Annotated in this window: 21 protein-coding genes; 10 read left to right on the top strand and 11 right to left on the bottom strand. The window is 67.7% G+C overall.

Annotation, left to right across the window (positions count from 1 at the left end; translation table 11 throughout):
• The first annotated feature begins 214 nt into the window (after positions 1-214).
• Positions 215-631, top strand: coding sequence for a hypothetical protein (locus tag ACWCIA_RS07785; protein WP_454162065.1), 417 nt, complete (start codon positions 215-217; stop codon positions 629-631).
• A gap of 74 nt (positions 632-705) precedes the next feature.
• Here the strand turns inward: ACWCIA_RS07785 and ACWCIA_RS07780 are convergent, their stop codons facing one another.
• Positions 706-2,151: an NAD-dependent succinate-semialdehyde dehydrogenase gene (locus tag ACWCIA_RS07780; RefSeq protein WP_454162064.1), complete on the bottom strand. Its 1,446-nt coding sequence runs from the start codon at positions 2,149-2,151 to the stop codon at positions 706-708.
• 154 nt (positions 2,152-2,305) lie between these two features.
• Here ACWCIA_RS07780 and zwf point away from each other — a divergent pair, with 154 nt between their 5' ends.
• Positions 2,306-3,784, top strand: coding sequence for a glucose-6-phosphate dehydrogenase (gene zwf / locus ACWCIA_RS07775; RefSeq protein WP_454162062.1), 1,479 nt, complete (start codon positions 2,306-2,308; stop codon positions 3,782-3,784).
• A gap of 144 nt (positions 3,785-3,928) precedes the next feature.
• Here the strand turns inward: zwf and ACWCIA_RS07770 are convergent, their stop codons facing one another.
• Positions 3,929-4,612: an SOS response-associated peptidase gene (locus ACWCIA_RS07770; RefSeq protein WP_454162060.1), complete on the bottom strand. Its 684-nt coding sequence runs from the start codon at positions 4,610-4,612 to the stop codon at positions 3,929-3,931.
• 191 nt (positions 4,613-4,803) lie between these two features.
• Here ACWCIA_RS07770 and ACWCIA_RS07765 point away from each other — a divergent pair, with 191 nt between their 5' ends.
• The 3 genes from ACWCIA_RS07765 (at position 4,804) to ACWCIA_RS07755 (ending at position 7,458) form a co-directional block, all read left to right on the top strand.
• The gene (locus tag ACWCIA_RS07765; RefSeq protein WP_454162058.1) at positions 4,804-6,411 is read left to right on the top strand and encodes a S10 family peptidase; all 1,608 of its coding nucleotides are present in this window, start codon (positions 4,804-4,806) and stop codon (positions 6,409-6,411) included.
• A 5-nt stretch (positions 6,412-6,416) separates the two neighbouring features.
• Positions 6,417-6,749, top strand: a complete 333-nt coding sequence (locus ACWCIA_RS07760) for an EF-hand domain-containing protein (RefSeq protein WP_454162056.1) — start codon at positions 6,417-6,419, stop codon at positions 6,747-6,749.
• 76 nt (positions 6,750-6,825) lie between these two features.
• Entirely contained in the window at positions 6,826-7,458 is a 633-nt protein-coding gene (locus ACWCIA_RS07755; protein WP_454162054.1) for a flavin reductase family protein, read from the top strand.
• Here the strand turns inward: ACWCIA_RS07755 and ACWCIA_RS07750 are convergent, their stop codons facing one another.
• The 5 genes from ACWCIA_RS07750 to ACWCIA_RS07730 form a co-directional block, all read right to left on the bottom strand.
• Positions 7,459-8,385, bottom strand: a complete 927-nt coding sequence (locus ACWCIA_RS07750; RefSeq protein WP_454162052.1) for a LysR substrate-binding domain-containing protein — start codon at positions 8,383-8,385, stop codon at positions 7,459-7,461.
• A 73-nt stretch (positions 8,386-8,458) separates the two neighbouring features.
• Positions 8,459-9,103 (bottom strand): 3-isopropylmalate dehydratase small subunit, encoded by a 645-nt coding sequence (gene leuD / locus ACWCIA_RS07745; RefSeq protein ID WP_454162050.1) that lies wholly within the window; start codon positions 9,101-9,103, stop codon positions 8,459-8,461.
• The gene (leuC, locus tag ACWCIA_RS07740) at positions 9,103-10,506 is read right to left on the bottom strand and encodes a 3-isopropylmalate dehydratase large subunit (protein ID WP_454162048.1); all 1,404 of its coding nucleotides are present in this window, start codon (positions 10,504-10,506) and stop codon (positions 9,103-9,105) included. The genes leuD and leuC overlap by 1 nt, the downstream gene beginning before the upstream one ends.
• A gap of 13 nt (positions 10,507-10,519) precedes the next feature.
• The gene (locus ACWCIA_RS07735; protein WP_454162047.1) at positions 10,520-11,467 is read right to left on the bottom strand and encodes a hydroxymethylglutaryl-CoA lyase; all 948 of its coding nucleotides are present in this window, start codon (positions 11,465-11,467) and stop codon (positions 10,520-10,522) included.
• A complete protein-coding gene (locus ACWCIA_RS07730) occupies positions 11,464-12,660 on the bottom strand; it encodes a CaiB/BaiF CoA transferase family protein (protein ID WP_454162045.1) in 1,197 nt (398 codons plus the stop codon). The genes ACWCIA_RS07735 and ACWCIA_RS07730 overlap by 4 nt, the downstream gene beginning before the upstream one ends.
• A gap of 231 nt (positions 12,661-12,891) precedes the next feature.
• Here ACWCIA_RS07730 and ACWCIA_RS07725 point away from each other — a divergent pair, with 231 nt between their 5' ends.
• Positions 12,892-13,857 carry a Bug family tripartite tricarboxylate transporter substrate binding protein gene (locus ACWCIA_RS07725; protein WP_454162044.1) on the top strand — a complete coding sequence of 322 codons (966 nt, stop codon included), beginning with the start codon at positions 12,892-12,894 and terminating at the stop codon, positions 13,855-13,857.
• Between the two features lie 351 nt (positions 13,858-14,208).
• Positions 14,209-16,074, top strand: coding sequence for a dihydroxy-acid dehydratase (ilvD, locus tag ACWCIA_RS07720; protein WP_454162043.1), 1,866 nt, complete (start codon positions 14,209-14,211; stop codon positions 16,072-16,074).
• A 15-nt stretch (positions 16,075-16,089) separates the two neighbouring features.
• On the opposite strand, the gene ACWCIA_RS07715 is transcribed toward ilvD, so the two are convergent.
• A complete protein-coding gene (locus ACWCIA_RS07715; protein WP_454162041.1) occupies positions 16,090-16,542 on the bottom strand; it encodes a response regulator in 453 nt (150 codons plus the stop codon).
• Positions 16,543-16,913: 371 nt separating this feature from the next.
• On the opposite strand from ACWCIA_RS07715, the gene ACWCIA_RS07710 reads away from it, so the two are divergent.
• Positions 16,914-17,225 carry an antibiotic biosynthesis monooxygenase family protein gene (locus ACWCIA_RS07710; RefSeq protein ID WP_454162039.1) on the top strand — a complete coding sequence of 104 codons (312 nt, stop codon included), beginning with the start codon at positions 16,914-16,916 and terminating at the stop codon, positions 17,223-17,225.
• 113 nt (positions 17,226-17,338) lie between these two features.
• The gene (locus ACWCIA_RS07705; protein WP_454162037.1) at positions 17,339-18,373 is read left to right on the top strand and encodes a Kelch repeat-containing protein; all 1,035 of its coding nucleotides are present in this window, start codon (positions 17,339-17,341) and stop codon (positions 18,371-18,373) included.
• Between the two features lie 214 nt (positions 18,374-18,587).
• Here ACWCIA_RS07705 and ACWCIA_RS07700 read toward each other — a convergent pair whose 3' ends face one another.
• From ACWCIA_RS07700 to ACWCIA_RS07690, 3 genes are read right to left on the bottom strand one after another with little or no spacing between them, the layout of a single operon-like run.
• Positions 18,588-19,469 carry a carbohydrate kinase family protein gene (locus ACWCIA_RS07700; RefSeq protein WP_454162082.1) on the bottom strand — a complete coding sequence of 294 codons (882 nt, stop codon included), beginning with the start codon at positions 19,467-19,469 and terminating at the stop codon, positions 18,588-18,590.
• Positions 19,470-19,521: 52 nt separating this feature from the next.
• Entirely contained in the window at positions 19,522-20,400 is an 879-nt protein-coding gene (locus ACWCIA_RS07695; protein WP_454162036.1) for an alpha/beta hydrolase, read from the bottom strand.
• The gene (locus ACWCIA_RS07690) at positions 20,393-21,031 is read right to left on the bottom strand and encodes a TetR/AcrR family transcriptional regulator (RefSeq protein WP_454162034.1); all 639 of its coding nucleotides are present in this window, start codon (positions 21,029-21,031) and stop codon (positions 20,393-20,395) included. Before ACWCIA_RS07690 ends, ACWCIA_RS07695 begins: the two co-directional genes overlap by 8 nt.
• A gap of 103 nt (positions 21,032-21,134) precedes the next feature.
• Between ACWCIA_RS07690 and dalD the strand changes: the two genes are divergently transcribed.
• Positions 21,135-22,514 (top strand): D-arabinitol 4-dehydrogenase, encoded by a 1,380-nt coding sequence (gene dalD, locus ACWCIA_RS07685; protein ID WP_454162032.1) that lies wholly within the window; start codon positions 21,135-21,137, stop codon positions 22,512-22,514.
• Positions 22,515-22,643 lie beyond the last annotated feature (129 nt).

Raw genomic sequence — 22,643 nt, 5'->3', positions numbered from 1 at the left:
TTCCGAATCATTTCTTGCCGATCTGAAGCGGGGCTAAACCAGATCGTTTCGTGATGCGTGGCCCAGGGACCTTGCGCTTGCAGGGCAGCGCCCTAGACTGAGATGACCGCCCTCCGTCGCCCCTCTCGCCGGCATGGCGGCTTCGCAACGGCCCGCGCGTCCCGTACGGCGTCGACGGTCCGGCAAGCCCGTTGAACCTTGTAAAGGAACGATCATGCGCCCCTATACTCTCCTGCTTCCCGCATCCCTGCTGCTTGCATCGAGCGCGTTCGCCCAGAACCAGCCCTACCCCCCTCCCGAAGCTCCTATCTCGACCGTGCAGGTGAGCGCGGTCAAGCCCGTGCTCGTCATGGCCGACGAGGCCGAAACAATCCAGGGCGAATACAAGATGTCGAACGGCTGGCGCCTGAAAGTGGCCACCGCGACACGCCATATCGACGCCGCTATCGACAAACAGAAACCGATGCGGCTGCTCGCCGTGGCGCCCTACAAATTTGTCTCGCGCGACGGCAACGTGACGATGGACTTCAACCGCGGCGCCTACGGGGACGAAATGCTGATGAGCTACGTGCCCGGCCCGCGCATGGCGCGGGTCTACCTGTCCTCCGGGCCCCTGATCGCCCAGCGATAAGCGGATGCGCGCAAGGATAGCGATGCCGCCCGCGGGCGGCATTCGCTGGCGCCATGCGCCACACGCCGTCGCGCTTACACGCCGACCATCGACACCGCCTTGGTGTTCAGGTAGGACTCCAGCGCCTCCGGGCCGCCTTCCGAGCCATAGCCCGAATCCTTGATGCCGCCGAAAGGCAGCTCGGCGCTCGGCGTGGCCGGCTGGTTCAGCCACAGCATGCCGACTTCCATCCGGTTCATCAGCAGCTGGGCGTTCTTGATCGAGCGCGTGAAGGCGTAGCCGGCCAGGCCGTACGGCAGGCGGTTGGCTTCGGCGATCGCCTCTTCCAGGCTGTCGAAGCCGCGGATCGCGGCCACCGGGCCGAAGGGCTCGTCGTTGAATACGCTCGCTTCCAGCGGCACGTCGGCCAGGATGGTCGGCGCGAAGAAGTTGCCGGCGTCGCCGACGCGCTGACCGCCGAAGGCCAGCACCGCGCCCTTCGACTGCGCATCCTCGACCACCTGCGACATGGCGCTGACGCGGCGCGCATTGGCCAGCGGGCCCAGGGTCGTTCCCTCGGCCAGGCCGTCGCCCAGCTTCAAGCCTTCGGCGTGCTGCACCAGCGCGCGGGTGAACTCCGCCTTGACGGCGTTATGCACCAGGAAGCGGGTCGGCGAAATGCAGACCTGGCCCGCGTTGCGGAACTTGGCGGCGCCCGCAGCCTTGACGGCCAGCGCCACGTCCGCGTCTTCCGCGACGATCACCGGCGCGTGGCCGCCCAGCTCCATCGTCGCACGCTTCATGTGCAATCCAGCCAGGCTGGCCAGCTGCTTGCCGACCGGCGTCGAGCCGGTGAAGGTGACCTTGCGGATCACAGGGTGCGGGATCAGGTAGCCGGAAATCTCGGCCGGGTCGCCGAACACCAGGCCCACCACGCCCGGCGGCAGGCCGGCGTCGACGAAGCACTGGAACAGCGCGGCCGGCGAGGCCGGGGTCTCTTCCGGCGCCTTGCACAGGAAGGAGCAGCCGGTCGCCAGCGCGGCGCCCAGCTTGCGGACGATCTGGTTGATCGGGAAGTTCCAGGGCGTGAAGGCGGCGACCGGGCCGACCGGCTCCTTCAGCACCAGCTGCTGCGCGGCCGGATTGCGCGACGGGACGATGCGGCCATACACGCGCATGCCCTCGGCGGCGAACCAGTCGATGATCTCGGCGCCGGCCATCGCCTCGCCCTTTGCCTCGACCAGCGGCTTGCCCTGTTCCTGGGTCAGCAGGCGGGCGATGTCGCCGGCGCGCTCGCGCAGCAGGTTCGCCGCGCGGCGCATGATGGCGGCACGTTCGGCCGCGGGCACGGCGCGCCAGGCCTCGAAACCCTTCTGGGCGGCCGCCAGCGCGCGATCGAGGTCGGCGATGCCGGCGTGGGCGACGGTGCCGATAGGCTGGCCGGTGGCCGGGTTGAGCACGGGGATCGTCTTGCCGCCGGTCGCTTCAATCCATTCGTTGGCGATCAGGAGGCGGGTGTCGGGGTAGCTGGACGTCGTCATGGCGGGAAGATTCCTGTATTGGCTAAAAATGCAATCTTAACCCGAGTGCGGACGTCCTGCAGGCGCGCGCCGCACAACGTCCCCCTATTCAAAACACGCCGCCAAACCACCCGCCCACAAACTGCTATCCTTACTTCTTTTGCAAAGGATCCCTATGACGCCCCCGGCAGAGCACCAGACAGGCCACGACAGCGGTCTCCCCCTCGACATGATCATCTTTGGCGGCATGGGCGACCTCGCGATGCGCAAGCTGCTGCCTGCGCTCTACATGGCCTACCTACACGGCAACCTGCCGGCCTCGACCCGCATCCTGTCCACCGGGCGCCAGGAGCTCGACCGCGCGGCCTATCTCGCCCACATCGAGGAGCATTCGCGCTCCTTCATCGCCGCCGGCAATTTCAACGAGCAGACCTGGAATGGCTTCCTGCAGCTGCTGGTGTACGTCCGGCTCGACGTGCAGGCCGCGCCCGACTTCGGCGCCCTGGCCGAGGCGTCGCGCCCGGGCGCGCAGCGGGTGTTCTATCTCTCGACCGCCCCTTCCCTGTTCATCACGATCTGCGACAAGTTGTCTTCCGCCGGACTGGTCGACCGCCAGGCACGCGTCGTGCTGGAGAAGCCGCTGGGCCGCGACCTGGCCTCCGCGGTCGACATCAACGAGGCGGTCGGCAAGCACTTCGCCGAATCGCAGATCTACCGCATCGACCATTACCTGGGCAAGGAAACGGTGCAGAACCTGATGGTGCTGCGCTTCGGGAACTCGATCCTCGAGCCGCTCTGGCGTGCGCCGAACATCTCGAGCGTGCAGATCACGGTGGCCGAGGAAGTGGGCGTGGGCAGCCGCGCCGGCTTTTACGACAGCACCGGCGCCATGCGCGACATGGTGCAGAACCACCTGCTGCAGCTGCTGTGCATCGTCGCCATGGAGCCGCCCACCTCGCTGACCCCGGACGCGGTGCGCGACGAAAAGCTGAAGGTGATCCGTTCGCTGCGCCGCTTCCGCCTGGCCGACATCGCGCGCGACACGGTGCGCGGCCAGTACGGCCACGGCGTCAGCGGCAACCAGGAGGTGCCGGGCTATCTGGAAGAGAGCAACGTCCCGCCGGGCTCGAAGACCGAAACCTTCGTCGCCCTGCGCGCCCACGTCGACACCTGGCGCTGGTCGAAGGTGCCGTTCTACCTCCGCACGGGCAAGCGGATGGGGCGACGCTCGTCGAAGATCGTCGTCGAATTCGCCAACCCGCCCTTCCCGCTCTTCCCCGAGTCGCCGGGCGGCGTCGCGAACCGCTTGGTCATCGAACTGCAGCCCGAGGAAGCGATCAAGCTGCAGATCATGGCCAAGCAGCCGGGCAGCGGCATGCAGATGCAGCAGGTCGAACTCAACCTCGACCTGCAATCGGCCTTCCAGCAGCGCCGCGCCGAAGCCTACGAACGCCTGCTGATCGACGTGGTGCGCGGCCGCCTGACCCACTTCATGCGGCGCGACGAACTGGAAGCGGCCTGGGAATGGGCCGACCCGATCATCGAAGGCTGGGGCACGCTGGACGAGAAGCCGCACGCGTACGCGGCCGGCTCGTGGGGGCCGGCGGAAGCCTTCGCGCTGCTGGCGCGCGACGGGTTCAGCTGGATCGAGTAAATCGGAGTTTATCGCGATAGGTAGGGGTAGAGGAGGCCAGTGGCCTCCTCCACGGCTTCACCGGAGTCCCGACTCCACGCGTTTCGAACCGCCACCCACCCGTCACGCCCATTTCCACGAGAGGGGCTTCACCGGCACGGCATCCTAAAACAACTCGAGATTCGGCGACGGCGCCGGCGCCTTGCGCGATGCCGCCGGCGCCGCCCAATCGCGCATGCGCGCCGCCGGATAGTGGCGCAGGAAGCTGCGCGCCGTCTCGACGTCGCCGCAGCTCAGCCAGTCACCCACCTCCTCCTGCGGCAGGATCACCAGCGACCGCTTCTCGTCGTCCGGCTTGTGCATGCGCCGCATCAGGTCGTGCTCGTCGGCGTTGATCGTGATCTGGGTGAACGAGGACTGCACCGTGCCGTCCGGCTCCGCCCAGTCGCGCCACAATCCGGCCACAAAAAACAGCGACTCGTCGCGCATCCCGATCGCGTGCCGCACGGCGCGCCCGCTTTCGTAGCAGGGCTCGTAAAACCAGGCCATCGGCACCGCGCACAGCTGCAGGCGGCGCCAGGCCGGCGCGAAGGAGCGCCGCTCGCCCAGCGATTCGGCGCGCGCGTTCATCGTGTCGAAGGGCTTGATCTCGGGCGGGATCCGGCTGCGCGGGACCATGCCGTAGGTCGCCAGGCAGGCCTCCGGCCGGCCGTCGAGGCCCGCGCGCAGGATCGGGGCCACGTAATCCTTCCAGGTTTCTTCCGGCCAGCGCCAGTCGGCCGGCAGGTCGCTGAAGGCGCCGAGCGTGCCGAACTGCTCGGGGGTCGGGGGACGGTAGTTGACGCACATGGAGTGAGTGGAAGCCTTCGAAAACGGTGAATGGCGAGATTGTCGCGCAAAACGCTAGGGCCCAGTGCTCGCGCTGCACGCCGGGACGGCGCTGCCCCGCCATTTCCGCAACAAAATTCAGGATACTGTTGAGTTCTACCTCAGCCGGTGCATAATCCTTGCCATATTCGCCAGTATTTACAAGGACAAATATGGCCACCCGACCTTCTGCCCAACAGCCGCGCCGCACCGGTCCCTTATCCACGCTGGCCGGCGCGCTGCTCGCAGCCCTCCTGGCTGCCTGCGGCGGCGGAGGCGGTGGCGACAGCCCTCCAGTTGCAGCGCCGGCGCCGGTGCCGCCGCCGGTCGCCACCCTGCCCGGCAGCTACGCCGACCCGGTGGTCTACTCGGGCGCGGCCACGGCCTCGCTGGTCAGCGCGGAAGAACGCGTCGCCACGGTGCAGACGCGCATTACCCTCGACGGCAAGCCGCTCGACTACACCGCCACCACCGGCCACCTGACAGCCACCGACCTGCAGACCGGGCAGCCGGCCGCCTCCTTCTTCTATGTCGCCTATACCGCCGGCACCCAGGCCGCGGCGCAGCGGCCGGTGACCTTCTTCTACAACGGCGGGCCGGGCTCGGCCTCGATCTGGCTGCACCTCGGCTCCTTCGGGCCGCGGCGGATGGCCACCACCTTCCCGTCGACGGTGCCGCCCGCCAGCCCGCCGCAGCTGGTCGACAACCAGGAAACCCTGCTCGACCATTCCGACCTGGTCTTCGTCGACGCCATCGGCACCGGCTATTCGCAGGCGATCGCACCACGCACCAATGCCCAGTTCTGGGGCGTCGACCAGGACGCGGCGGCCTTCCGCGACTTCGTGCGCCGCTATCTCGCCGCCAACAACCGCCAGGCCTCGCCGCTCTACCTGTTCGGCGAATCCTATGGCGGGCCGCGCACGGCGGTGCTGGCCAACCTGCTGGAAACGGCCGGCGTCCGCGTGGCCGGCATCATGCTGCAGTCGCCTGCCATGAACTACAACTCCAACTGCGGCGTGTTCGATCCCGGCCAGGTCAGCTGCGAAGGCTACATCCCGAGCTATGTCGCCGTGTCGGCCTACACCCAGACGGGCAGCCTGCCGACCGACTTCTCCTCGGTGTTGCAGCAGGCGCGCGCATTCGCCGCCGGCCCCTACCGCAGCGAGGTCGGCGCCTTCCTCGCCAACGGCACGCCGCCGAGCGACGCCACCGTCACGCAGCTGGCCACCTGGACCGGGCTGCCCGCCCTGACCTGGCGCCAGGATTTTTCGATGGTACCGGGCGCCTACCGCGCGCGCCTGACGCCCGGGCAGGTGATCGGCCGCTACGATGCGCGCGTGCGGGCGCCCGTCGGCAGCGCGCTGGCGGCCGGCGGCGACCCCTCGCTCTCGCTGGTCGGCGGCGTCTTCAACAGCAGCATCAAGACCTACCTCGAGAGCGAACTGCGCTACACCGCGATCACGCCCTACCTGGGCTCGAACAACGTCATCAACCAGTGGAACTTCAGCCACGACGGCAAGGCGCTGCCGGACACGATCCCGGACCTGGCCGCCGCCCTGACGCTCAATCCCTCGCTGAAGGTGCTGGCCATGGGCGGTTATCATGACCTGGCGACGCCCTTCTACCAGACCGAGCTCGACTTGGCGCGGCTGGACGCCGCCGCCAACATCCAGATCCGCAACTACGACAGCGGGCACATGAGCTATCTCGACGACAACGTACGCCGCCTCCAGAAGGCGGACCTGCGCGCCTTCTACAACAGCGTATCGGTGGCACAATGAAAACCATGCATCTATTTATCCTCCTCCTGAGTGTTGCTGGCGCTGCCGCGGCGCAGGCGCCGATCGGCGTCGACGCCCAGGTGCCGCCGGCGCTGCGCATCCGTCCGGCCGAAGCGCCGGCGACGGGCGCCGCGCTGCGCGCCAAGGCGCTGGCCAAGCTCGAGACCCAGTTCCGGGCCGCGGACGTGGACGGCAACGGCATCCTGTCGCGCGAGGAGGCGAAGGGCTTCGGCTTCGTCGCCACGCACTTCGACGCCATCGACACCAAGCGCCGCGGCGCCGTCAGCTTCGACGACCTGCGCGCTTTCCTGGCGCGCGAAAAGGCCGACCGGCGCTGAGGGTGCGAGGCCCGGCGCCGCCAGCAGGCTGCCGGCGCTCCTGCTATCCTCGACGCTTTACCCGCAGAGTCATCCCATGGCGATCCATTTCTACGAACCCCGCAACGGCCACGGGCTTCCCCACGATCCTTTCAACGCGATCGTCGGGCCGCGCCCGATCGGCTGGATATCGTCCCTGAGCCAGGACGGCGTCGCCAACCTGGCGCCCTACAGCTTCTTCAACGGATTCAATTACGTGCCGCCCATCGTCGGCTTCGCGAGCGTGGGCGAGAAGGACACGCTGCGCAACGTGCGCGACAGCGGGGAGTTCGTCTGGAACCTTGCGACCCGGTCGCTGGCGGAAGCGATGAACCTCAGCTCGGCGCCGGCCGCGCCGGATGTGGACGAATTCGTGCTGGCCGGGCTCACGCAAGCGCCATCGCGCCTGCTCGGGGCGCCGCGCGTGGCCGAGAGCCCGGTGTCCTTCGAATGCCGGGTGACGCAGATCATCCAGCTGCAGCGCGCCAGCGGCGAGACGGTGCCGACCTGGCTGGTCATGGGCGAGGTCGTGGGCGTGCACATCGACGAGAGCGTGCTCAGGGAAGGCGTCTACGATACCGCGGCCGCCGGCCATATCCTGCGCGGCGGCGGCCCTGCCGATTATTTTTCGATCGGGCCGGAGCAGCTGTTCCGCATGGGCCGGCCGCGCCAGGGTCAGGCAGACTCCTGATCAGGCGCCGGGCGGCTGCGCCAGCGCCCGCGCCGCATCGGCACTGAGACTGGCGGCCAGGAGCCGGACCGGCATCGGCGGCGCCAGGGTGCTGCGCAGCGCCAGCAGCAGCGTGCGCTCCGCCCACGCGTCGGTCAGGGCGATCAGTTTCAGGCCCATCGAGCGCACGTGCGGCTCGGCCGCCAGGTAGGGCAGCACGCCGATGCCCAGGCCGGCCATCACCATGCGGCAGACGGCGTCGAAGCTGCGTACCTGGATGCCCAGCTTGAGCGGCTTCTCGAGGCGGCTGCATTCCGCGCGCAGCCGTTCGCCCAGCGAGGTCGCCTCCGACAGGCTGACGAATTCGTAGTCGAGGGCGTCGGCCAGCTGGGCGCTTTGCTGCGCCGCCAGCGGATGGTCGGGCGGGACCACCAGGACCAGCCGGTCCTTGCGGTAATCGAAGACTTCGACGTCGTTCACCGCGGTGCGGTCGGCAAAGATGCCGATGTCGGCCCGGTTCTCGCGCACCGCGGCCACCACGTCGCCGCTGGTGCGCTCTTCCAGGCTGATGCGGATGCCGGGGTGCTCGCGCCGGAAGCGGGTCAGGTCGTCGGGCAGGAACTGGGTGATGGCGGAGGTGTTGGCCCAGATGCGCACCTGCCCCCTGCTCCCCGCCGCGTAATCGGACAGCGCACCCGACATCTTGTCCACGTCCTGCAGGATGCCGAGCGCATGCTGGAAGCAGGCATGGCCGGCTTCGGTCAGGGTGACGCCGTTCGCATGGCGGTACAGCAGCCGGGTGCCGAGGTGGGTCTCCAGGTCGGAGATGCGCTTGCTGGCGGCCGCCACGGCCAGGTTGGCCTGTTGGGCGCCGCGGGTAATGCTGCCGGTGCGCGCAATCTCGATGAACAGGTTGAGCGTGACAAGATCGAAGCGCGCGTAGTTCACAAGCCCTCCCCTGGCTCGGCGGTTGTTCGGCACCGCTGCATTCTGCCACAACAGGCTCGTGCCGCGGATCGCCTCACGCTGGAAACACCCAGTCCTCCTCGCGCCTGCGCCAGGCTTCATAGGCCTTGATCTTGTCCGCATGGCCGATGGTCAGCGCGATGTCGTCCAGTCCGTGCAGCAGGCGCTGTTTGCGCGAAGCGTCCACCTCGAAGGAGAGCACGGGCTGCCCGCCCGGCCAGGACACCGTCTGCGCCGGCAGGTCGACCGCCAGCCGGAAGCCGGGTGTGCCTTCGCAGGCCTTGAACAGCGCGTCGACTTCCTGCTCGGGCAGGACGATAGGCAGCAGGCCATTCTTGAAGCAGTTGTTGTAGAAGATCTCGGCAAAGGACGGCGCGATGATCACGCGGAAGCCATAGTCGGCCAGGGCCCACGGAGCATGCTCGCGCGAGCTGCCGCAACCGAAGTTCTCGCGCGCGAGCAGGATGCTGGCGCCCTGGTAGCGCGGCTGGTTCAGCACGAAATCCGGGTTCAGCGGCCGCCCGCTGCAATCCTGGTCCGGCTCCCCGATGTCGAGGTAGCGCCAGGCGTCGAACAGGTTCACGCCGAAGCCGGAGCGCCGTATCGATTTCAGGAACTGCTTCGGCACGATCGCGTCGGTATCGACATTGCCGCGGTCCAGCGGGACGACCAGGCCGTCATGTGTGGTGAACTTGTCCATCAGTGCCAATCCCTCATGTCGACAAAATGGCCCATGACGGCGGCGGCCGCCGCCATTTCCGGGCTGACCAGGTGGGTACGCCCGCCGGCGCCCTGCCTGCCCTCGAAGTTGCGGTTCGACGTGGACGCCGAGCGTTGCCCGGGTTTGAGCTGGTCGGCGTTCATGCCCAGGCACATCGAGCAGCCCGGCTCGCGCCATTCGAAACCCGCCTCCCTGAACACGGCGTCCAGCCCCTCGGCCTCGGCCTGGCGCTTGACCAGCCCGGAGCCCGGCACCACCATCGCCAGCTGCACGTTGTGCGCCACCTGCCGGCCGCGCACGACAGCGGCGGCGGCGCGCAGGTCTTCGATGCGCGAATTGGTGCAGGAGCCGATGAAGACGACGTCGACGTGGATGTCCGTGATCGGCGTATTCGGCGCCAGTCCCATGTAGGCCAGCGCATGCTCGATGCCGGCGCGCCGGACCGGGTCCGGTTCTTGGGCCGGGTCGGGCACCATGCCGTCCACGGTGGTGACCATCTCCGGCGAGGTGCCCCAGGTGACCTGGGGCTTGATGGCCGCCACGTCGATCGCCACCACCTGGTCGAACACCGCGTCCGGGTCGCTTTTCAACGTGCGCCAGTAGGCCACCGCCCGCTCCCATTGTTCTCCCGCGGGCGCCTGCGGCCGGCCTTCCAGGTAGGCGATGGTCTTGTCGTCCACGGCGACCATGCCGCAGCGCGCTCCCGCTTCCACCGTCAGGTTACACAGGGTCATGCGTCCTTCCATCGACAGCGCGCCGACCGCCTCGCCGGCGTACTCGATCGCGTAGCCGGTCGCCCCGGCGGTGCCGATGCGGCCGATCATGGCCAGCGCCATGTCCTTGGCTGTCACGCCTGCAGGCAGCTGGCCGTCGAAGCGCACCAGCATGTTCTTCGACTTCTTCCCGAGCAGGCACTGGGTCGCCAGCACGTGCTCGACCTCGGAGGTGCCGATGCCGAAGGCCAGGCAGGCGAAAGCGCCGTGGGTGCTGGTGTGGCTGTCGCCGCAGACCACGCTCAGGCCCGGCAGGGTAATGCCCTGCTCCGGCCCGATCACGTGCACGATGCCCTGGCGCTGGTCCGTCATGCCGATTTCGGTGATGGCGAATTCGCCGCAGTTCTTCGCCAGCGTCTCGACCTGCAGGCGCGAGACGGGGTCGTCGATGCCTGCGCTGCGGTCGGTGGTCGGGATGTTGTGGTCGGCCACCGCCAGGTTCGAGGCGATGCGCCAGACCTTGCGCTTCTGGGTGCGCAGGCCCTCGAAAGCCTGCGGGCTCATCACCTCATTGAGGAGGTGACGGTCGACGTAGAGCAGCGTGGTGCCGTCTTCCTCGACATGCACCACATGCCGCGCCCACAGTTTGTCGTACAGGGTTTGTGCCATGTCTTTTTCCCTTTCAAGCTGCCTGTTGTGGAAACTTCTCGGCCAGCCAGGCCGGCGGCGCGAAGCGGCGCAGGCGCGGCCCGGCCTCGGCCAGCTGGCTGAACACGGGCCGCCCCACCAGTCCGGACATCGAACGCACCAGCGCGAGCAGCGCATCGAGGTCGACGCCGGTCTCCTGCCCCATCGCCGCGAACATGTGCACCAGCTCTTCGGTGCTGACGTTGCCGCTGGCGCCGGGCGCGTACGGACAGCCGCCCAGGCCGCCGAGGGCGCCGTCGAAGCGGTCGATGCCGGTCCCGAAGGCGGCAAGGGCATTGGCCAGGCCCATGCCGCGCGTGTTGTGCAGGTGGATGGTCAGGGGCAGGCCTGGCAGCGCACGCTGCAGGCGCTCGCACAGGCTTGCCACCTGGGTCGGGTAGGCCATGCCGGTGGTGTCGCAGACGGTGATCCCGGCGGCGCCGGCATCGGCCAGGGCTCCCGCCAGCGACAGGACGTCCTGCGCGTCGACCTCGCCGTCGAAGGGGCAGCCGAAAGCCGTGGACAGCGAGACGTTGCAGGGCAAGCCGACCGCATCGGCGGCGCGGATGACGTCCTGCAGCGTGGCCAGCGACTGCGCGCGCGTCATGCGCAGGTTGGCGCGGTTGTGGGTTTCGCCGGCCGACATCACCAGGTTGATTTCGTCCGGCCGGCCCGCCAGGGCGCGCTCCATGCCGCGCAGGTTGGGCACCAGGGCCGTGTACTTCACGCCGGGCACGCGCCGGATGCCGGCCATGACGGCTTCGGCGTCGGCCAGGGTCGGGATGGCCTTGGGCGAGGTATAGGAGGTGACCTCGATCCGGGCGAAACCGCAGTCCGACAGGGCGTCGACGAAGGCGATCTTGCTCTCGGTGGGCACGTTCTGGCGCTCCATCTGCAGGCCGTCGCGCGGCGACACTTCGTTGATTTCCAGACGGCGGCTCACGAGACGACTCCTTTTTCCTTGAGGGCCGCGATCTCGGCGGCGGACAGGCCGGCATCGGCCAGGATCTGTTCGGTGTGTTCCCCCAGCTCGGGCGCCCGGCTGTGAATGGCCCCAGGATTGCCGGACAGTTTGGGCATCACGCCCGGCACATCGACTTCCAGCCCGTCCGCGCTGCGCAGCTTCTCGATCACGCCGCGCGCGCGGTAGTGCTTGTCTTCGGCGATGTCCCTGGCCGAATAGATGCGGCCGGACGGCACGCCTGCACCCTTGAGGGCGCTGAGTGCGGCATCGATGCCGAGCGTGGCCGTCCAGGCTTCGATCGCTGCATCGAGTTCGTCCACGCGGGCGGCGCGGCCGTCGTTGCGGGCCAGCCCGGGATCCTCGGCCAGGTCGGCGCGCCCGATCAGTCCCATCAGGCGCTTGAAGATGGAATCGCCGTTGCCGGCGACGAGGACGTATTCGCCGTCCTGGCAGCGGTAGGCGTTCGAGGGCGCGATGCCGGGCAAGGCGCCGCCGGCCGGCTTGCGCACGGCGCCGAAGGCCGAGTACTCGGGCAGCAGGCTCTCGGTCATGTTGAACACCGACTCGTAGAGGGCGACGTCGATCATCTGGCCGCTGCCGCCCCTGGCGTCGCGCTGGTACAGCGCCAGCATCACGCCGAGCGCGCCATGCAGGCCGGCCAGCGTATCGCCGAGCGAGACCCCGGCGCGCACCGGCACCCGGCCCGGCTCGCCCGTGATGTAGCGCAGGCCGCCCATCGCCTCGGCAATCGCGGCAAAGCCGGGTTCGTCGCGCCGCGGCCCGTCCTGTCCATAGCCGGACACGCGCAGCATGATCAGGCGCGGATTCAGGCGGTGCAGCTCGTCCCAGCCCAGGCCCCATTTCTCCATGGTGCCCGGCCGGAAGTTCTCGACCAGCACATCCGCCGACTCGGCCAGCCTGCGCACCAGCTGTTGTCCTTCGGCGGTGCGCAGGTCGATGGCGATCGACTGCTTGTTGCGCGACTGCGCCTGCCACCACACCGAAGTGCCCTTGTGCAGCATGCGCCACTTGCGCAAGGGGTCGCCGTCGCCCGGCGTCTCCACCTTGATCACCTCGGCGCCGAAATCGGCCAGGGTTTTCGCGGCGAAGGGGCCGGCGATCAGCTGGCCCAGCTCCAGGACGCGGATGCCTGAGAGAATCTGATTGTCCATATGTGTGCGTTGGTACTCGAAGTGGATGCGTGCTTCGAGTCTGCGCGCACTGGCCCGGGAACGGAATTTCTGAATTGGCAACCAGGGCTTCGTGGAATACGAAGGCTTCGCAAAACGCGAAGACCGCCCGGCCGATATACGAATGCCTGAACACCAATAAACCGTTTACATTGGCTCCAAACCCGCCGTCGAGAGCGGCCAATCGAAGAACGACCTTCACAGGAGACCACGATGTCCCGCACTTTTGCCCGTATCGCCTGCAGCATGCTGCTGCTGGGCTCGGCCACCGCCTTCGCCCAACAGCTCCCTTCCCGGCCGATCAGCCTGATCGTTCCCAATCCTCCCGGCGGCGTGGTCGACACCGCGGCCCGCGTGATCGGCCAGCCGCTCGGCCAGCTGCTCAAGCACACGGTCATCGTCGACAACCGCCCCGGCGGCAGCGGCAACATCGCCTACCAGGCCGTGGCCCGCTCGGCGCCGGACGGCGCCACCCTGCTGGTGTCGTACTCCGCTTACCACACGGCCAATCCCTCGCTGATGAGCAAGCTGCCATGGGCGCCGAAGGATTTCACGCCGGTCGCCCTGCTGGTGGCCGCCACCAACGTGATCGCCGTCCACCCTTCGCTGCCGGTCAACACGCTGCCCGAGCTGATCGCCTACCTGAAGAAGAACCCGGGCAAGGTGACCTACGCGTCGCAGGGCAACGGCTCGCTGTCGCACATCGGCACCGAACTCTTCAAGCAGCAGACCGGCACCGACATGCTGCACGTGCCGTATAAAGGTTCGGGCCAGGCGATCGCGGACGTGCTCTCCGGGCAGGTGCAGGTCTTCATCACCACGCCGCCGTCCGTGATGCAGCACGTCCAGTCCGGCAAGCTGAAGGCGCTGGCGATCGCCGGCAAGACCCGTCATCCGATGATGCCGACCGTGCCCACCACCGCCGAAGCCGGCCTGCCCAAGTTCACGCTCGAAGCCTGGGTCGGCCTGTTCGCCCCGGCAGGCACGCCGCCTGCGCTGGTGACGACGCTCAGCAACGGCGTGAAGCAGGCGCTGGACACGCCGGAGGCGAAGAAGCAGGCTGCGGCCCAGGGCGTGGAAGTGCGCTACATGAATCCGGCGGCGCTGAACAACCTGGTGAATACGGAGCTGGGGTACTGGAACAAGGTGATTACGCAGGCGAATATCAAGCTGGATTGATCGGCCGGAATCAAGCTGGAAACGCCGCTTCGATGCGTATCGGAGCGGCGTTTATATTTTTGGGGTGCTGCGGGCGCTGTAACGCGTGGAGTCGGGACTCCGGTGAAGCCGTGGAGGAGGCCATTGGCCTCCACCACCCCTACAATTCGCGCCAGATGTAGGGTGTGAGGGGGGGCGCCGAGCCTCCTGACTCCACGCGTTTTGCCGGCCCCGCACAATCGACTGGCGTGCAATCCCTCATCGCATTGATTCGCAAAACGAATCACAGCCCCTCCAATCATATATTGGACAAATCACCGGGCTCACGGCACCCTGTCGTTTTCACAATCGACAGCCGCGCCAGGAGACTCCATGCCGACCTACCGTTCCCACACCACCACCCAGGGCCGCAACATGGCGGGCGCACGCGCACTGTGGCGCGCCACCGGCATGAAGGACGGCGACTTCGACAAGCCGATCATCGCCGTCGTCAATTCCTTCACCCAGTTCGTGCCGGGCCACGTCCACCTGAAGGACCTGGGCCAGCTGGTCGCGCGCGAGATCGAGGCGGCGGGCGGGGTCGCCAAGGAATTCAACACCATCGCCGTCGACGACGGCATCGCCATGGGCCACGGCGGCATGCTCTACTCGCTGCCCTCGCGCGACCTGATCGCCGACTCGGTCGAATACATGGTCAACGCCCACTGCGCCGACGCCATGGTCTGCATCTCGAACTGCGACAAGATCACCCCCGGCATGCTGATGGCCGCGATGCGCCTGAACATCCCGGTGGTCTTCGTCTCGGGCGGCCCGATGGAGGCCGGCAAGGTAGTCAAGGTCGTCAACAACGACCGCAAGATCATCAAGCTCGACCTGGTCGACGCGATGATCAAGGCCGGCGACAGCAGCGTGTCGGATGCCGACGTGGCCGAGATCGAACGGTCCGCCTGCCCCACCTGCGGCTCCTGCTCCGGCATGTTCACGGCCAATTCGATGAACTGCCTGACCGAGGCGCTCGGCCTGTCCCTGCCCGGCAACGGCACCATCCTCGCCACCCACGCCGACCGCAAGGAGCTGTTCCTGAAGGCCGGCCGCCTGATCGTGGAGGTCGCCAGGCGCCACTACGAGCAGGACGACTATTCCGTGCTGCCGCGTTCGATCGCCACCAAGGCCGCGTTCGAGAACGCCATGGCGCTCGACGTCTCGATGGGCGGCTCGACCAACACCGTGCTGCACCTGCTGGCCGCCGCACACGAGGCGCAGGTCGAATTCACGATGGCCGACATCGACCGCATCTCGCGCCAGGTGCCCTGCCTGTGCAAGGTGGCGCCGATGACCGACAAGTACCACATCGAGGACGTGCACCGCGCCGGCGGCATCGTCGCCATCCTGGGCGAACTGGCGCGCGCCGGCCTGCTCGACACCTCGCTGCCGACCGTGCACAGCCCGACGCTGGGCGACGCCATCGCGAAGTACGATATCCGCGTCAGCGACGACCGCGCGGTGCACCAGCTGTTCCGCGCGGCCCCGGGCGGCGTGCCGACCCAGGTCGCGTTCTCGCAGTCCGAACGCTTCGACAGCAACGACATCGATCGCAGCCTGGGCTGCATCCGCGACCGCGCCCACGCCTACTCGCAGGACGGCGGCCTGGCGGTCCTGTACGGGAACATCGCCGAAAAGGGCTGCATCGTGAAGACGGCCGGCGTCGACGAGAGCATCCTGCGCTTCTCCGGCAAGGCGCGCGTGTTCGAGAGCCAGGACGCGGCGGTCGAGGCGATCCTGGGCGACAGCGTGCACGCGGGCGACGTGGTCATCATCCGCTACGAAGGCCCGAAGGGCGGACCCGGCATGCAGGAGATGCTCTACCCGACCTCCTACATCAAGTCCAAGGGCCTCGGCAAGACCTGCGCGCTGTTCACGGACGGGCGCTTCTCGGGCGGCTCCTCGGGCCTGGTGATCGGCCACGCTTCGCCGGAAGCGGCCGAAGGCGGCGCCATCGGGCTGGTCGAGGAAGGCGACACGATCGACATCGACATCCCGGCGCGCACCATCAACCTGCGCGTGAGCGAGGGCGAGTTGGCGCAAAGGCGCGTGGCGATGGAAGCGCGCGGCGCAGACGCCTGGCAGCCGGTCGGGCGCGAACGTTATGTGTCGCAGGCGCTGCAGGCCTATGCCGCGCTCACCACCTCGGCCGACCGCGGCGCGGTGCGCGACCTGTCGCAGTTGAAAAGGAAGTGAGACCGGGGACGCTGCCTACTGCTGGATGTAGCGCAACGATCCCGGCGGCGGTTCGTTGAGCACAGCCCAGAACGTGCCGATCTCGCCGACCACCCGCACCAGGTCGGAAAACTCGATCGGCTTGACGACGTAAGCGTTGGCGCCCGAGGCATAGCAGGCTTCGAGATCGCCGTGCTCGCGCGAGCCGGTCAGCATCACGACCGGCACGCGCGCAGTCGCGGCGTCGGCGCGCACGGCCTTCAACACCTCGAGGCCGTCGATTTTCGGCAGCTTCAGGTCGAGCAGGATGACGGCCGGGTTGCCGGCCTCCCTCTCCGCAAACTTCCCCTCACGGCGCAGGTAGTCGAGCGCTTCGACGCCGTCGCCGACGACGACGGTCTCGTTGGCGAGCCTGGCCCGGCCCAGGGCGGCGAGCGCCAGTTCTTGATCGAACGGATTATCTTCAACAAGCAAGATAGGTTTCAGCATGTGCGGCAGTCCGTGCCCATTGAAGTGGATGAGCGTGGCATTGTAGAGATCGCTTACGCTTGCACACTCCTTGCTGCTGAGATTTCTCGTCTTTTAATGACAGAAGAGCACAGGTTTGTCGCTAAATGACGACGCTTGACGATACCGATGATGATCGAGCAGAAACTCGGCCTCATCGCCACCGCGTTCCCCTGATGGGCGATCCAAGCCTGCTTGAATCAAGGGACGGGCGTTACGGAAGTTGAAAGAGGTTTCCAGCTTGCTTGAAGAGCAACATTTCCCGTACACTGGGCCGTTTCGACGACATCTGAAGGTAGCCAGAAGCAGTCTTTCGAAAACGCCCGAGATCGGCTACAACACGACAAAATCTTATGTACGCGATTTACTTTAGATGGAAAGTAGCTTCTGGTCGCGAGCCGGACTTCGAGCACGCCTGGCGGGAACTGACCGAACTGATACGCGATGAACGAGGCGGCCTGGGGTCGCGTCTGCATCGGTGCGCCGACGGCCACTATTTTGCATACGCCCAATGGCCGTCCGAACTCGTCTGGGCCACACAAGCCGAGCCTACTGCGCGCATGGTCGAGCTGCGCAATAAGATGCGTGAACTCTCCGAGCTTGTAGATGGCCCACTTCGGGGTGATGTCGTTGCCGACCTCCTGGTATCGTCAGCGCCCGACTAAGGGACAAGCTGGAAGGAGCATTTACGGAAGCGCATGAAATCCGGATACCGAAAAGCTCACTCGGCCTTCAGGCATTTCATCGTTTGGACGACAATCGAATCGAAGGACAACAGTTGAATACAATCTTGCCGGCCGTCCTGGCCGCGACCCTGATCGCCGCCCCTCACGTCGCCGTGGCGCAGCAAACCGTCGGCTCCACGCCGGCAGCGCGCTGGTCCCGCACCGCCGACGCCAGCCTGGCGCGGCAGGAAATCTACCCCGCCGTGCTCGGCGACAGGATCATCGTGGCCGGCGGCATCCTGTCGCAGCCGCCCGGTTTCACCGACCAGGCCGAAGCCTACGATGTGAACACAGGCCGCTGGACCACGCTCGCGCCCCTGCCGGAAGGCCGCCACCACATCGCCCTGGCCGAAGCCGGCGGCAAGATCTACGGCATCGGCGGCTTCTCCGGCGCCATTCCCGACTGGCGCGCCCATACGACGGTGTTCGTCTACGACGCCCAGGCGAACCGCTGGTCGGCCGGGCCCTCCCTGCCCCAGGCGCGGGCCGAAGGCGTGGTCGCGTCAAGCAAGGGCAAGATCTACTTCATCGGCGGGCGTGTCCCGACCAGCCCGCAGGCAAAGCACATCAGCGAGCATGCCGACACCCAGCGCGGCGAGGTGCTGGACACGCGCTCTGGCCGCTGGGAGCGCATCGCCGATGCGCCGACCGCACGCAACAGCGCGGCGGCGGCCGTCATCGATGACAGGATTTATGTGGTGGGTGGCCGCCAGATGCTCAGGCAGGACGACGGCAGGCAGCGCCCCGTCAACCTGGCGACGCTGGAGGTCTACGACCCTGCCACCGACCGCTGGGAAACCAGGGCGCCGATGCCCCAGGCCCAGGGCGGGCTGGCCGCGGCGGCCTACGACGGCAAGCTGTATGCCTTCGGCGGCGAGCAGTTCGTCCCGAGCGGCAAGGTGTTCGCCGATGCCTGGGTCTACGATCCGAAAGGGGACCGCTGGTCGGCCCTGCCGCCGATGCCGACGCCAAGGCACGGACACGGGGCGGCGGTCGTCGGCAACCGCATCTTCTTGATGGGTGGCGGCGAAAAGGTGGGGGTGGCCGCGAGCTGGGTGCAGGAAGTACTTGAGATCCCAATTAGATAGCTGTTGGGATCGCGCTCGACGCATCGCGATTCCTCCGACGTCGGAACAGGCCGCACCCGGTACGCTGATGACCTCGGCAGGCAAGCCTTATTGCAGAGTTATACCAATCCGTAATAACCGAGATCACGAAGTATCATTGGATCAATATGCGGCGCAGCAGCATAATCAACCCGTCTCCACTATTCTCCTCCAAGAAAATAGTCTTCAGGCCCGCTCAAGCGGGCTTTTTTTTTGCCTCGACGAGAGCAGCCAGCGCGTCGACCGCCCCCATCCCGACCGGCGCCGCGCCCTGCACCGTGCAGGCCGCAGCTCCCGCGGCGACGCTGAAGGCCAGGTGTGCGCCGCCTTCCAGCCCGGGCCGCAACATCAGGCTGGTCACCAGCCCGGCCAGGCTGGCGTCGCCTGCGCCGACCGTGTCGACCACCTCGATTGGCGGCGGCCGCGCATGCCACGCGCCCGCGCCCATGTGCAGGGACGCGCCCTCGGCGCCGCGCGTGTACAGGAACATGGCCTGCGGATTCATCGCGCGCAGCCGCGCGAAAGCGGCATCCGCATCGGCGCAGCGGAACAGCCCGCGCAGGTCTTCGTCCGACACCTTCACCACATCGGCCAGCGCCGTCATTGTCGCCAGGGTCGCATCGTAGCGCGCGTCCATCAGGCTCCTGAAGTTCGGGTCGTAGCTGATGCGCACGCCCTGCGCCTTGAGCTCGCGCGCCAGCGCCACCAGCCTGCCCGCGAGCGGTTCGCGCGCCAGGCTGATGCCGCCGAAATGCGCCCATTCCACCGCAACCTGCCAACCAGCCGGCAGCTTGTACGGGTCGAAATGCAGATCGGCGCTGTCGGCGCCGATGAAGAAGTAGCTGGGCGGGTCGAGTTCGTGGACGACGGCGAGCAGCGGCGGCTTGTCGACCTGCTGGAGGAAGCGCGGATCGAGGCCGGCGTCGCCGGTTGCCTTCAGCAGGTCCGCCCCGAACAGGTCGGCGCTGACGGCGCCAGCGAAAGCGCTCGGCACGCCGAGGCCGGCCATGGCGCGGGCGGCGTTCCAGGTCGAGCCGCCGGGATGGCTGCGCCAGGTGTCGACGCCCGTGCGCACCATGTCGGTCAGCGCCTCTCCCGCCGCGACGAAACGGGGCAGCGTCAGCACGGGGTCAATCACGCCAGAGCCAGCGCAAGGTGTCGGCCAGGATTGCGCCGCCGTGCTTGAGCGAGTGCCCGCCCTCCCCGGTCACGAATTGATGGTCGTAGCCGCGGTAGGCCAGTGCCGATGCCATTTCGCGGTTCGCGAGCAGCCAGTTGCCGTACATGATGTCGAGGTCGTGCGCGCCGCTTTGCAGGAACACGCGCAAGGGCTTCATCGCTGCGCGCCGCACGCGGGCCGGCCATTCGTGGCCACCGCGGATGGCGACGAAGCTGCCGCAGTGGGTCAGCACCTTTCCGAAGGCGTCCGGCCGTTCCCAGGCGGCGTTGAAGGCGCAGTGGCCGCCCGAGCTGATGCCGGCGATGGCGCGCCGCGCCGGGTCGTTCGACACGCGGTAACCCTCCAGTGCTTCAGGCAACAGCTCCTCTAACAGGAAGCGCACGTAGTCGCCGCCTTGGGCGTCGTATTCGAGGCTGCGGTTGTCGAGGCCGCCGTAGACCGGCAGGCCCGGCCCGGTCTCGCCCGGCTCGACGAAGACAGCGATGGTGGGCGGCATCGCGCCTTCGAAGATCAGGGCGTCGAGCACGCGCGCGGCGTTCGCCTCCGGGCCGAGGTAGCGCAGGCCGTCCTGGAACACCATCAGGCTGGCCTCCTCGGCCTCCTTCAACTGCGTTGGCACATAGACGGTATAGGCGCGTTCGACGCCGGGATAGACCCGGGTGGAGCGGTGGCGGCACTCGGTCAGGCGGCCCGCGGGCACGCTGCCGTCGATTGCGGGCGCGGCGTAGGGCTCGTCCGCGCTCAGGCTTGCTGCGAAGCGTGGCACGTCCCGGTGCGGAATGCCGGGCATGTGCTCGCGCAGGATCTGGTGCAGGGGTGAATCAGGCATAGCTTGTGCTCCCTGTGGGTTGGCTGGCCCCGCAGCGTGCCAGCAGGCGCTCGAAGCCGGCGCGCGCGCGGCTGGCGGCGCCCTTCTGCTCGAGCAGGCGGGTGTCGTGCTGCGCGGCCAGCAGCAAGGCGTAGATCTCGAACACCAGCTGGCCGGGGTCGGTATCAGGGGCGAGGTGCTTCAACGCGACGGCCTGGCCCGCCTCGCGCTCGAAGGCGGCGCGCCAGGCGATGACGCTGTCGGTCACCGCATGGCGCAGCGGCCCCGGGCGGTCGTCGTATTCGGCGGCGCAGCTGATGTAGAAGCAGCCGGCGGAGCGGCCGGACTCGACGTGGCGCAGGCTCATGTCGAACAGGCGGCGCAGGCGAGGCAGGCCGGGCGTGCTCGCCTGCGAGGGCTGCAGCACCTGGGCCTCGAAGCGCTGGCGGTAGTTGGCGAGCACCGCCAGCTGCAGGGTCTCGCGCGAGCCGACGCGGCTGACCACGCCGCTTTTACTCATCTTCATGGAATCGGCGAGCGTGCCGAGGGTCAGCGCTTCCAGGCCGTCATGGCTGGCCACGTTGAGGGCATGCTCGATGATCGCCGCCCGGGTCCTCTCCGACTTGCTGGGTGATTTATGGGCTGGTAACACGGTGGTCTCCAAATAATCCGAACCTGTCATACAGGTTGATATAAGATGGCAGAACTTTCTGAAAATCACAAGAAAAACCGCTCAAACCTATCAGACAGGATTTATGGACAAGCCCAACGTCATTCTCCACCTCGGCCTCGGCGCCTTTCATCGCGCACACCAGGCGGCCTACCTGCAGGACCTGATCGATGCCGGCGACCGCCGCTGGACCATCGTCGCCGGGAACATCCGCCCCGACCCGCTCGATCCGGGACCGGCAATGGCGGCCCGCGGCTGCGCCTATACGCTGGAGACGGTGACGCCTTCCGGGACCTACGCCTACCGCACCATCCGCGCCATCTCGGACGTCCTGCCTTACGCGCCCGGACTCGAGGCGGTCGTCGCGACCGGGGCGGACCCGGCGACGCGCATCGTCTCCTTCACGGTCACCGAAGCCGGCTATCTGCTCGGGCCCGACGGCCGCCTCGACCAATCCCTGCCCGGCCTGCGCGAGAGCCTGGACCAGACGCGTCTCGGCCAGGCCGGCGCGACGATCTACAGCGTGCTGACCGCCATCCTGCGCGCACGGCGCGACGCGGAATCGGGTCCGGTCACCCTGCTCTGCTGCGACAACCTGCGCCACAACGGCGAGCGTGTGCGCCAGGGCCTGGCCGAGTACCTGGGCCTGGCCGGCGAGTCCGCACTGCTGGACTGGATGGCGCAGCACACCAGCTTCCCGAACGCGATGGTCGACCGCATCACGCCGCGCGCCACGCCCGAACTGCAGGAGCGCGTACGCGCGGCGCGCGGCTACGCCGATCCGGCGGCGGTGATGAGCGAGTCCTACATCGAATGGGTGATCCAGGACGATTTCTGCGCCGGCCGGCCGCAGTGGGAACGAGTGGGCGCGCGGATGGTGGCGTCGGTCGAACCCTACGAGGAAGCCAAGATCCGCCTGCTCAACGCCAGCCACAGCTGCGTGGCCTGGGCCGGCGCCCTGCTCGGCTGCCGCAGCATCGACGAGGGCATGCGCGACCCGCGCATCCGCGCACTGGTGCACGATTACGCCACGCACGCCGTGTTCGACTGCCTGCGTCCGAGCCCGGTGGACTTGGAGGCCTACCGCGACGCGGTGATCGCCCGCTTTTCCAGCGCAGCGATCCGCGACACGGTCGACCGGGTGCTGGCCGACAGCCTGGCCAAGCTGCCCGGGTTCATCGTGCCGACCATCCGCGAGCGCATGGCGCGCGGCCTGCCGTTGGAGGCCGTGATGCCGTTGCCGGCGCTGTACCTTGCGTTTTTGCTGCGCTGGCGGGCAGGCCTGCTGGAGGCCGATTATCGCGACGCCGCGCTGGATGATGGGTTCGTGCAGCGGGTCTGCGGCGCGTCGGATGTGGTGGCTGCCTTCTGTGCCGAGCCGGCGGTTTGGGGTGAGCTGGCCGGGTCGCGCCAGCTGGTGGATGCCATGCGCGCGGCGCAGGAGCGGGTGGCGATTTTCCGCTGAGGTCGAATGCACGGGGTGTGCGGAGGGTGTAAACGCGTGGAGTCGGGACTCCACCCTACGCCTGGCGCGATAGGTAGGGTGGAGTCCTGACTCCACGCGTTGCGAAGCCAAGCCTGGACTCCCGGCCTC

It is taken from the genome of Massilia sp. SYSU DXS3249 (assembly GCF_053668055.1).
Note: the sequence above shows the minus strand (reverse complement) of the source record. Positions and strands in the feature narration are given on the sequence as shown.

Excerpts from the sequence above, each read along its gene's own strand:
- ACWCIA_RS07785 (WP_454162065.1), top strand. The coding sequence starts at position 215 with ATGCGCCCCTATACTCTCCTGCTTCCCGCATCCCTGCTGCTTGCATCG.
- ACWCIA_RS07780 (WP_454162064.1), bottom strand. The coding sequence starts at position 2,151 with ATGACGACGTCCAGCTACCCCGACACCCGCCTCCTGATCGCCAACGAA.
- zwf (WP_454162062.1), top strand. The coding sequence starts at position 2,306 with ATGACGCCCCCGGCAGAGCACCAGACAGGCCACGACAGCGGTCTCCCC.
- ACWCIA_RS07770 (WP_454162060.1), bottom strand. The coding sequence starts at position 4,612 with ATGTGCGTCAACTACCGTCCCCCGACCCCCGAGCAGTTCGGCACGCTC.
- ACWCIA_RS07765 (WP_454162058.1), top strand. The coding sequence starts at position 4,804 with ATGGCCACCCGACCTTCTGCCCAACAGCCGCGCCGCACCGGTCCCTTA.
- ACWCIA_RS07760 (WP_454162056.1), top strand. The coding sequence starts at position 6,417 with ATGCATCTATTTATCCTCCTCCTGAGTGTTGCTGGCGCTGCCGCGGCG.
- ACWCIA_RS07755 (WP_454162054.1), top strand. The coding sequence starts at position 6,826 with ATGGCGATCCATTTCTACGAACCCCGCAACGGCCACGGGCTTCCCCAC.
- leuD (WP_454162050.1), bottom strand. The coding sequence starts at position 9,103 with ATGGACAAGTTCACCACACATGACGGCCTGGTCGTCCCGCTGGACCGC.
- leuC (WP_454162048.1), bottom strand. The coding sequence starts at position 10,506 with ATGGCACAAACCCTGTACGACAAACTGTGGGCGCGGCATGTGGTGCAT.
- ACWCIA_RS07730 (WP_454162045.1), bottom strand. The coding sequence starts at position 12,660 with ATGGACAATCAGATTCTCTCAGGCATCCGCGTCCTGGAGCTGGGCCAG.
- ACWCIA_RS07725 (WP_454162044.1), top strand. The coding sequence starts at position 12,892 with ATGTCCCGCACTTTTGCCCGTATCGCCTGCAGCATGCTGCTGCTGGGC.
- ilvD (WP_454162043.1), top strand. The coding sequence starts at position 14,209 with ATGCCGACCTACCGTTCCCACACCACCACCCAGGGCCGCAACATGGCG.
- ACWCIA_RS07715 (WP_454162041.1), bottom strand. The coding sequence starts at position 16,542 with ATGCTGAAACCTATCTTGCTTGTTGAAGATAATCCGTTCGATCAAGAA.
- ACWCIA_RS07710 (WP_454162039.1), top strand. The coding sequence starts at position 16,914 with ATGTACGCGATTTACTTTAGATGGAAAGTAGCTTCTGGTCGCGAGCCG.
- ACWCIA_RS07700 (WP_454162082.1), bottom strand. The coding sequence starts at position 19,469 with ATGGTGCGCACGGGCGTCGACACCTGGCGCAGCCATCCCGGCGGCTCG.
- ACWCIA_RS07695 (WP_454162036.1), bottom strand. The coding sequence starts at position 20,400 with ATGCCTGATTCACCCCTGCACCAGATCCTGCGCGAGCACATGCCCGGC.
- dalD (WP_454162032.1), top strand. The coding sequence starts at position 21,135 with ATGGACAAGCCCAACGTCATTCTCCACCTCGGCCTCGGCGCCTTTCAT.